6 protein-coding genes are annotated in these 9,740 nt (G+C 58.4%); 4 read left to right on the top strand and 2 right to left on the bottom strand.

What is annotated here, in order from left to right:
- A partial coding sequence (locus KF814_19090; GenBank protein ID MBX3238260.1) for a DUF1015 domain-containing protein occupies positions 1-1,009 on the bottom strand: 1,009 nt, incomplete at its 3' end.
- Between the two features lie 264 nt (positions 1,010-1,273).
- Positions 1,274-2,278 carry a polyprenyl synthetase family protein gene (locus KF814_19085; protein ID MBX3238259.1) on the bottom strand — a complete coding sequence of 335 codons (1,005 nt, stop codon included), beginning with the start codon at positions 2,276-2,278 and terminating at the stop codon, positions 1,274-1,276.
- A 235-nt stretch (positions 2,279-2,513) separates the two neighbouring features.
- Between KF814_19085 and gltB the strand changes: the two genes are divergently transcribed.
- The 4 genes from gltB to KF814_19065 form a co-directional block, all read left to right on the top strand.
- Positions 2,514-7,034 (top strand): glutamate synthase large subunit, encoded by a 4,521-nt coding sequence (gene gltB, locus KF814_19080; GenBank protein ID MBX3238258.1) that lies wholly within the window; start codon positions 2,514-2,516, stop codon positions 7,032-7,034.
- Positions 7,035-7,113: 79 nt separating this feature from the next.
- Positions 7,114-8,550: a glutamate synthase subunit beta gene (locus KF814_19075; protein MBX3238257.1), complete on the top strand. Its 1,437-nt coding sequence runs from the start codon at positions 7,114-7,116 to the stop codon at positions 8,548-8,550.
- A gap of 296 nt (positions 8,551-8,846) precedes the next feature.
- Positions 8,847-9,248: a hypothetical protein gene (locus KF814_19070; protein ID MBX3238256.1), complete on the top strand. Its 402-nt coding sequence runs from the start codon at positions 8,847-8,849 to the stop codon at positions 9,246-9,248.
- Between the two features lie 164 nt (positions 9,249-9,412).
- Positions 9,413-9,740 (top strand): DUF5069 domain-containing protein (locus tag KF814_19065; protein ID MBX3238255.1); only part of this gene is annotated, 328 nt, incomplete at its 3' end.

Here is a 9,740-nt window from a genome sequence, read left to right as displayed (position 1 = left end):
GGGTCAGCAGGTAATAATTTGAATCGTTCTTTAGGGCTAAGCCGAACATCGGCACGGACTGTCCCTGGCTGCGTAGCCGGTCGATGAATTGCGCGCGCACCTGCGATTCATTGCCTGCTTGAAAGGGGAGTGCAGTGACCTCAAACACCGGATCGAATTTCCCCAGCAGATCCTTCGTCGCCGGAACCGGTGTCGTCAGGACACGATGGGTCGGCAGCACGGTCAGGCCCTTGTCCTCCAGGCTCGCGAACAGCATCAGCACGTTGTCGTAAGGTTGTGGTGAGGTGGCGGCTCCAGCCTGTTGCCGTCTGGATTTGCGGTAGTTGAGAGCCGTTTCGTACCGATGATGGCCGTCGGCGATGAACAGTTGTTTCGTGTGCATGATCTGGACGACCTTTGCGAGGACCTTCGCATCGGTGACACTCCACAACTGCTGCCGGAATCCCTCGTCGTCCTGGAAATCGATGCGCGGTTTCTCCGTAGCGATCGACTGTTCGAGCAAGGTGAGGACCTCGTTCTGGGGGTCCGAATACAGCGAAATGATGGCGCTGAAATTGGCGCGGCAGGCTTCGAGGAGATTGAGCCGGTCGGTTTTCGCCGCCGCGCGGGTGTTCTCGTGCGGATAGATCTTGCCCGAACCGAATTCTTCAAGCTCCACCGTCGACAGGAATCCTTTGAAGACCTTGGTCGGTGTGCCGGGTGCAGAGTAGGGCGGCCGGTATTCGATGGTGTGGTAGTAGACTGCCGGCTGGGAGTCCTTGCGGAGGGCCCCGGTCTTCAGCCAGTCGGTAAGGGCAGCCGTGGCGCGGGTGTACTTATTGTTGCCAGGCATGTCGCCCGCTTGTTCGTAGCCGAGTTCCAGGCGGATGACATTGTTCGGGTGGCGGTCGTGCAACGTCTTTTGCAGCGTGCTGTCGATAATGTCGTAAGGCGGTGCGACCACCTGCTTGACGTCGCCGATCGTCGTGGGATTATAGAGGGTGCCGTGAAAGGGGATGACGTGTGCCATGCGGTTCTATCCTTTTTTCTCTATGGGTACGGTGTGGCATGCGGGCTGTCGGGAAAAGCCGCCGGCGGAAAGTTGACGGACAGCCTTTCCGAACAGCCTGCGGCGGTTGCTGTGCAAGCGTGTGAGTCTTCGAGCGTCATATAACCGTAGTGGGTAGGGACTTGCCATTTTTTATGGGTTCATCCGGCGGCGAAATACAACCGTCACGGAACGAATTCACACGGTCAGCAGAGCGTGGGCGTTGTGAAGCCGGACGGCGGCAACTCAGCGGTCGCGAGTCACCATATAGTCGGCGGCGATGGACAGGGCGCGTTTGGCGGTGTTGTCGTGGAACAGGTCGAGATCCCGTTTGGCGGCGGTGACAAACGCGTGCGCCCGTTCCATGGCGTAGGCGATGGACCCATACTCCTGCATCAAGGCGACGATACGGCGCAGTTCCTCATCAGTCAAGGTCCTGGTTTCCATGCGATCTTTGATCAACTGCCGGTCCGGTTCCGAGCAATGTTGCAAGAGATGCAACAGCGGCAGCGTCGCTTTGCCTTGCCGAAGGTCCTGCCCGAGCGTTTTGCCCAGATGTTCGCCGTTGGCGGTGTAGTCCAGTGTGTCGTCCGCCAGTTGGAACGCAATGCCCAGCCGCTGTCCGAAGCGGAACAGCGCCTCCTGTAATTCCTCCGTCGCTCCGCCGACGATCGCGCCGATTTTGCAGGAGGCCGCAATCAATCCGGCGGTTTTATGCTCGATGATGCGGAGATACTCCGGTTCCGGCATCAGCGGATTGCCGTTGTAATACAGTTGAAGGACTTCGCCTTCGGCCATCTTTCGGCAGGCTTCCGAGAGCGCTTCGTTGATCCCTTGATTGCGGAAGTCGACGATCTGGCAGATGGCCCGGGAATAGAGATAATCACCCACGAGGATGCTGATTTGATTGCCCCAGACTTTACTCGCGGTACGGCGGCCCCGTCGCAGATCGGCGTCGTCCACGACGTCATCGTGCAGCAGGGTGGCGGTATGGATAAATTCAACGAGACTGCCGAGGGCTTGGTGGTCCTGGCCGGCGTATCCGCAGAGATGGGCGCTCAGGAGAACAAAGAGGGGACGGACGCGTTTACCGCCACTGTTCAAGATGTGGGCGGCGACCGTATTGACCAGGTCTACGCTGGAGTCGAGATTTTTCCGGATCTGTTCCTCGACCCCCTCGAGCTCTTCACGATACACGTCCCAGACATCGGCCATGCTGTGGAGTGTGAGAGTGGACGGTCCGTTCGACATGGGGCGGATAGTAGGGCAGGAAACTCCACTAAGTCAAGCGCTGGTCGGCGGGTTTGTGCTTCGGTTTGCGTCGCCGTTCTCTTGACAGTATAACGGCCCATCCAGTAAGGTGACCCTTCGCTGATTTCCCCAACTGAATGGTAGCAGTCACCGTGGTCGTGCGACAGCTTCAATGTCCCCGAGAGGGGAGTCTGTTCCCCGGTTCATTGCCTGCCTCTAGACGAGAATACGTGCCATGAATGTACCAGGGCTTCCTCCCAAACAAGGGCTTTATGATCCGCAGCACGAGAAAGACTCGTGCGGAGTCGGATTTGTCGTCGATATCAAGGGCCAACGCTCGCATCGGATCGTGGAGCAGGGACTTCAGGTTTTAGAAAGCCTGACCCACCGCGGCGCGCAGGGGTGCGATCCCTGTACCGGAGACGGCGCAGGCATCCTGCTTCAAGTCCCGCATGAGTTCTTCAAGCGTGCCGCAAAGGACAGCGGGATCAAGTTGCCCGGAGCGGGAGAGTATGGCGTCGGCATGGTGTTTTTGCCACCCGATGCCGATGCCCGCGCGCAGTGCGAGACGGTGTTCACTCGGGTGATCAAGGACGCGGGCGCGAAGCTGCTGGGCTGGCGCGATGTGCCGGTCAAGAGCGATGCCATCGGACCGGTTGCGCGCAGCACTGAGCCGTTCATGCGGCAGGTCTTTATCGCTCGCGGTATTTTCACGGATGAGGAATTCGAGCGGCGCTTGTACGTCATCCGCAAGTGCGCGGAGCGGGCGGTGCGCGAATCCGCCATTGAAGGCCGCGACTATTTTTATATCCCGAGTTTGTCCAGCAGCACCATCGTGTTCAAAGGGCTCCTGCTCCCGCACCAGATCCCGCAGTATTATCAGGATCTCACCGACAGCAGCCTGACGAGCGCCATGGCCCTCGTCCACTCCCGCTTCAGCACGAATACGTTTCCCACCTGGCCGCTGGCTCATCCCTATCGCTACATTTGCCACAATGGCGAGATCAACACGTTGAAGGGCAATGTCAATTGGATGCGCGCGCGGCAGGGGCGGCTGAATTCCGAGCTGTTCGGCGAGGACATGAAAAAGCTCTTCCCGATCGTCTACGAGAATCAGAGCGACTCGGCCAGCCTGGATAACGCCTTGGAATTTCTGGTGCTCGGCGGCCGATCACTGCCGCACGCGATGATGATGTTGATCCCGGAACCGTGGGTCGCCAATCCGCAGATGGATCTGGATCGCCGTGGGTTCTATGAGTACCACGCCGCGATGCAGGAACCCTGGGATGGCCCCGCGGCTGTCTGTTTCACCGACGGCAAACTGATCGGTGCCACATTGGACCGGAACGGGTTGCGCCCATGCCGGTATCAAGTGACGACCGATGGATTGGTCGTGTTGGCTTCTGAAGCCGGTGTCTTGCCGATGGACCCGCAGCGCATCCGTCAAAAGGGCCGTTTGATGCCGGGCCGCATGTTCCTGGTCGATACCGAGCAGGGCCGCATCATCGACGACGAGGAAGTCAAAGCCGATATCGTTCGTCGCAAGCCGTATCGGTCCTGGGTCACCGAGCATCGCATTTCCCTGGATGAGTTACCCGATCCGATCAACGTGCCGCAGCCTGACCATCCCACGATTCGGCAGCGTCAACAGGCGTTCGGGTACACCATCGAAGAACTGAAGATGGTCATCACCCCGATGGTGGTGGAGGGGCAGGAAGCCATCTCCTCGATGGGCACGGACACGCCGCTTGCGGTGTTGTCTGAACGGCCGCAGCTGCTCTTCAAATACTTCAAGCAACTCTTTGCGCAGGTCACGAATCCGCCGATCGATCCGATCCGCGAAGAACTCGTGATGTCGCTCACCACCAGCATCGGCCCCAAGCCCAATCTGATGGACGAGCATCCGGAATCGGCCCGCCGTATCCGGGTGAAACAGCCGATTTTGACGAATGCCGATCTGCACAAGATCCGCGAGATTGCCGATCCGCATTTCAAGAGCAAGACGTTGAAGATGTTGTTCCGCGTGGCCGAAGGTCCGGAAGGACTGGGGGCGGCGGTGGACGATCTCTGCCGGCAGGCGTCGCAGGCGATCCGTGAGGGATACAAGTTCCTGATCCTCAGCGACCGCGGCGTGAATGCGGAATGGGCGCCGATCCCGAGTCTCCTCGGTGTGGCGGCGGTCCATCACCATCTGGTGCGGGAATGCACGAGAACAGAGGTCGGCCTGACGGTGGAAACCGGCGAGCCGCGCGACGTGCACCATTTCGCTTGCCTGATCGGCTTCGGAGCCGGGACCGTGAATCCATATCTTGTCTTCGAATCGCTGGTGGATTTGGAACGCGACGGATACTTCCCGGAAGGCTTGGACGCGGCGACCGCCGAAGGCAAGTTCATCAAAGCCATTAACAAAGGCTTGCTCAAGATTTTCTCGAAGATGGGTATCTCCACGGTGCAGTCCTACTGCGGCGCGCAGATCTTCGAGGCGATCGGCCTCAATCATGAACTGATCGACCGATACTTCACCGGCACGCCGTCGCGGATCGAGGGTATCGGCATTCGGGAGATCGGGGAAGAAACGTTACGTCGCCATCGCGTGGCCTACGAACCGGTGCCGATCCGACAGTTAGATTTCGGTGGCGAGATTCACTATCGGATCCAGGGCGAACACCACAACTGGAATCCGGACACCATCTACAAGTTACAGCACGCGACGAGAAACAACGATCCCAAGACGTTCGCCGAGTTTTCGCAGCTGGTCAATGACGAGAGCAAACGCCGCTCGAACCTGCGCGGTCTGCTGGAGTTCAAGTTCCTGCCGGAACCGATTGCGCTGGAAGAAGTCGAGCCGGCCAAAGACATCGTCAAACGCTTCACCACCGGAGCCATGTCGTTCGGCTCCATCAGCAAGGAAGCGCACGAGACCCTGGCCATCGCCATGAACCGGCTGGGCGCCAAGAGCAATACGGGTGAAGGAGGCGAGGATCCGGAGCGATTCGAGCCGCTCCCGAACGGCGACTCCCGCAACAGCTATATCAAACAGGTGGCATCCGCGCGGTTCGGGGTCACGAGCCATTATCTGGTGAATGCCAAAGAACTGCAGATCAAGATGGCTCAGGGCGCGAAACCGGGCGAAGGCGGTCAGTTGCCAGGCCACAAGGTGGACGAGAACATCGCGCGGCTGCGCTACTCCACCCCGGGCGTGCAGCTCATTTCACCGCCGCCGCACCACGACATCTATTCCATCGAAGACTTAGCACAGCTCATTTTCGACTTGAAGAATGCCAATGCCGATGCGGCCGTCTCGGTGAAACTGGTCTCCGAAGTCGGTGTTGGCACGGTCGCCGCCGGAGTGGCCAAGGCCCATGCGGACAAGGTACTCATCAGTGGCGATTCAGGCGGGACGGGAGCCTCTCCACTGTCATCGATTAAGTACGCCGGTGTGCCGTGGGAGTTGGGGTTGGCGGAAACGCATCAAACGCTGGTCCTCAACGATCTACGCGGCCGGATTCGTGTGGAGACAGACGGCCAGATGAAGACCGGGCGCGATGTGGCCATTGCGGCGTTATTAGGGGCGGAAGAGTACGGGTTTGCTACGGCGCCGCTCATCATCGAAGGCTGCATCATGATGAGGAAGTGCCACCTCAATACCTGTCCCGTCGGCATTGCGACTCAAGATCCGGTCTTGCGCAAGAAGTTTACCGGGCAGCCGGAACATGTCGTGAATTTCTTCTTCTTCATCGCCGAAGAATTGCGGCAAATCATGGCGAAGCTGGGATTCCGCACCATCAATGAAATGGTCGGGCGTGTCGACAAGCTCAAGATTCACAAGGCCGTCGAACATTGGAAGGCCAAGGGGCTGGATCTGGCGCCGCTGCTCAAGATGCCCGAGGTTGGTCCTGAAGTCCCACGGTATTGCGTGCAGAAGCAGGATCACGGCATCGCCGAGATTTTGGACCGCACGCTCATCGAACAATGTGCCCCCGCAATTGATCGTGGCCAAAAGGTCACGCTCGAACTGCCGATCCGGAACTTGAACCGGACGGTGGGCACGATGTTGTCGAGCCAGGTGTCGAAGAAATATGGTCAGGATGGATTGCCTGCCGACACCATCACGATCAAGTTCAACGGATCGGCCGGCCAGTCGTTCGGCGCGTTTCTCTCGCGTGGCATCACGCTGATCCTCGAAGGGGAGTCCAACGACTATATCGGCAAGGGCCTGTCGGGCGGCAAGATCATCGTCTTTCCGCCGAAGAACGCGATTTACACACCGGAAGAAACTATTCTCGTCGGCAACACGTCGTTGTATGGCGGCACCCAGGGTGAAGCCTATTTTTACGGCATGGCCGGTGAACGGTTTGCCGTGCGGAACAGCGGCGTGCGCGCCGTCGTCGAGGGAACCGGCGATCACGGGTGTGAATATATGACAGGCGGAGTCGTGGCGGTCCTGGGCCGGACCGGCAGAAACTTCGCGGCCGGTATGTCAGGCGGCGTGGCGTTTGTGTTGAACGAGTTGGATAAGTTCCAGTCTCGTTGCAACTTAGGCATGGTGGAGTTGGAGCCGGTTGTCAGCGATGAGGACAAGCGGCTGTTGCACGACATGATCACGTCGCACTTCCTTTATACCGGCAGCCGGAATGCCAAGCGGATTCTGGATGGTTGGGAGGCGATGCTGCCCAAGTTCGTGAAGGTCATGCCGATCGATTACAAGCGTGTGCTCGCTGAGCGGAAGGCCGCTGCAGCCAAAGTGCAAAAATAGATGGCGCGCGTCTGGTGACGCGCACGTGTGAGCAATCCAGTCGATAGACGAGTGACGAAGGACGAGAGACGAATTAGCGATGGGTGATCCAAAGGGCTTTCTGAAATACGCGCGTGAGGGGCCGAAGCGGAAACCGATCGAGTTGCGCGTGCTCGATTGGAAAGAAATGTACGAGCCCATCCCGGAGGAGAAGCTCAAGGTTCAAGGTGCGCGCTGCATGGATTGCGGTGTGCCCTTTTGCCAGGGGAATACCGGCTGTCCCGTCGTGAATTTGATCCCCGAATGGAACGATCTCGTCTATCGCGGCCGTTGGAAAGACGCGCTGAAGGCGTTGCACACCACGAACAATTTCCCGGAATTCACCGGCCGTCTCTGTCCCGCGCCCTGCGAAGGGGCCTGCGTGCTCGGCATCAACAGCGACCCGGTGTCGATCCGCGTGCTCGAATGGAACATCATCGATCGCGGCTTCAATGAAGGCCTGGTCGAGCCGGCCTTGCCGGTGAGAAAGACCGGCAAGACGGTTGCCATCATCGGGTCAGGTCCCGCCGGTCTGGCTGCTGCGCAGCAACTCGCGCGCGCCGGTCATAGCGTCACCGTATTTGAGAAGGCCGATCGTATCGGCGGCTTGCTGCGGTACGGCATCCCTGATTTCAAGATGGAGAAGTGGGTCATCGACCGCCGGCTGGAGCAGATGAAAGCCGAAGGGGTGGAGTTCAAAACCGGCGTCACTGTGGGTAAAGATGTGACCGGCGAACAGCTACGGCAGGAGTTCGATGCGGTGGGGCTGACGATGGGTGCGGAAATGGCCCGAGATCTGCCGGTACCGGGGCGTGAACTCAAGGGCATCCATTTCGCCATGGAATATCTCACGCAGCAGAACAAGCGGACGGCAGGGATCTCCGTATCCGAAGAACCGATCACCGCCAAGGGAAAGCGGGTGGTCATCATCGGCGGCGGCGATACCGGGTCCGACTGTTTGGGAACGGCCCATCGACAGGGCTGCAGTGAGGCGCATCAGTTCGAAGTGTTGCCCGAGCCACCTCCGTCCCGATCGAGCTCGACGCCCTGGCCGCTGTGGCCGATGCAGCTTCGTACGTCCCATGCGCACGAAGAAGGCTGTGATCGTCAATGGAGCGTGTCTACCACGAAGTTCACCGGTCACAACGGGCATGTGACGAAGCTGCATGCCAACCGGGTGAAGTTCGAGGGCGGTAAGTTCGTGGCGATCCCGAATACGGACTTCGAGTTGGATGCCGACCTCGTGTTGCTCGCCATGGGCTTCACGGGCCCTGTTAGAAACGGCTTTCTCGACAGCCTCGGCGTGAATTACGACGCGCGTGGCTGCGTGACCGTCAACGAGAACTTCATGACCAACCTCGACGGCGTCTTTGCCGGCGGCGATACCAAGCGCGGCGCGTCTCTCATCGTCTGGGCCATCGCCGAAGGCCGCAAGATGGCGGCGGGTATCAATCAGTACCTCGAAGCGGGCAAGACGGCAAACCAGTCAGTAAAGTAATAAGGGCAACTCGAGTCTCGCCTGGCCCTAAGGCCCATCTTGTTACGTTATCTCCTTCCTTGCCTTTCGGAGCGTCCCATCCGAGTTCATACGAACGGGAGCCTTCAAGATTTCCCTCTATTACGGTTCCAGACCGCAGGCTTTGTTCGCAAGTTTTCTGGTGTGTCATGGCAATACATGAAACGACCGCTCAACTTCTAAAAGAATCGCTACCAGAATTCCTGGAGGCGGCTGAGTATTGCATTAGGTTTCGCAAGCAGGATGGGGGCTGTCTTGGGTATCCTGGAGCTGCGGTTATGTTCTCTATTGCGGACAGCCTTGGTTCGTATCATCGAGGCCGGCCTGACTTCACAGTCTCCATAGATGGAAGGAATGCGCCTATAAAGACGGACGGGTACCACCATCTATTCATCTTCAACAGCAGCTTCTACGGACTCGACTTGTCAGAGGCGGTTATAAAAAGGCTGTATGAAAACTATCGGTGTCTGCTCTTGCACAACTCGGCCTTGGCTACGAATCATTTCATGTTTCCGGGTAAACCAGACGACCCGCCTTTTGTCTTCGACGAGGCGGGGGTGCATGTTAACGTCGCGGGGTTTTTCAGAGTAACTCGAATTGCGGTTGACGCTTTTTTAGAAGAAGTAGATCGAATTGTGCCGAGCAGCAAGCAGGCAGGAATTATTGGTCGCAAACGTTAGAGATGTATCTGGAAACAGGTGCCAGAAAGCACTGCTCAAGAAATCCGCGAAACATTATTGTAGAAGGTGGGGCGCAACGGTGCCGCGTCAGCACACATCGCCCTGCTAGATTTATCTCGTCCTCGGCTGTATCTTCTTCGAAATCACCATTCTGGAGAATTACAATGACTCAGCAAACCTATCCCCGCAGTCCCAAGGCCCTCCTCGGCGGCATCGCCCACCTGGGCCGGTTCATCGATAAAGTCCGCTTGCGCCACGCCGGCAAGATTCAGGACTACAACTACATCACCGTCGGGTTCGATAAGTATCTGATTGATTTTTTACAGATCGATGCGAAGGCTTTCGAGCAGCAGGTGTTGGCGGGTGAGAGCGATGAGAAGTTGTTGAGCTGGGTGAAGACCCACGGTCGGAAACATTCCGAGGAAGAAATCGCGCAATGGTCAACGGGCCTTCTGGCGGGCGGCCCGAAGGACGATGCGGCGAAGCAGCGAT

Source organism: Nitrospiraceae bacterium (assembly GCA_019637075.1).
In the GTDB taxonomy this organism is placed as follows: domain Bacteria; phylum Nitrospirota; class Nitrospiria; order Nitrospirales; family Nitrospiraceae; genus JAHBWI01.
This window is presented reverse-complemented; position numbering and strand designations above follow the sequence as displayed.

Bases quoted from the DNA above. Each gene is read 5' to 3' on its own strand.
- KF814_19085 (MBX3238259.1), bottom strand. From the start codon at position 2,278: ATGTCGAACGGACCGTCCACTCTCACACTCCACAGCATGGCCGATGTC.
- gltB (MBX3238258.1), top strand. From the start codon at position 2,514: ATGAATGTACCAGGGCTTCCTCCCAAACAAGGGCTTTATGATCCGCAG.
- KF814_19075 (MBX3238257.1), top strand. From the start codon at position 7,114: ATGGGTGATCCAAAGGGCTTTCTGAAATACGCGCGTGAGGGGCCGAAG.
- KF814_19070 (MBX3238256.1), top strand. From the start codon at position 8,847: ATGTTCTCTATTGCGGACAGCCTTGGTTCGTATCATCGAGGCCGGCCT.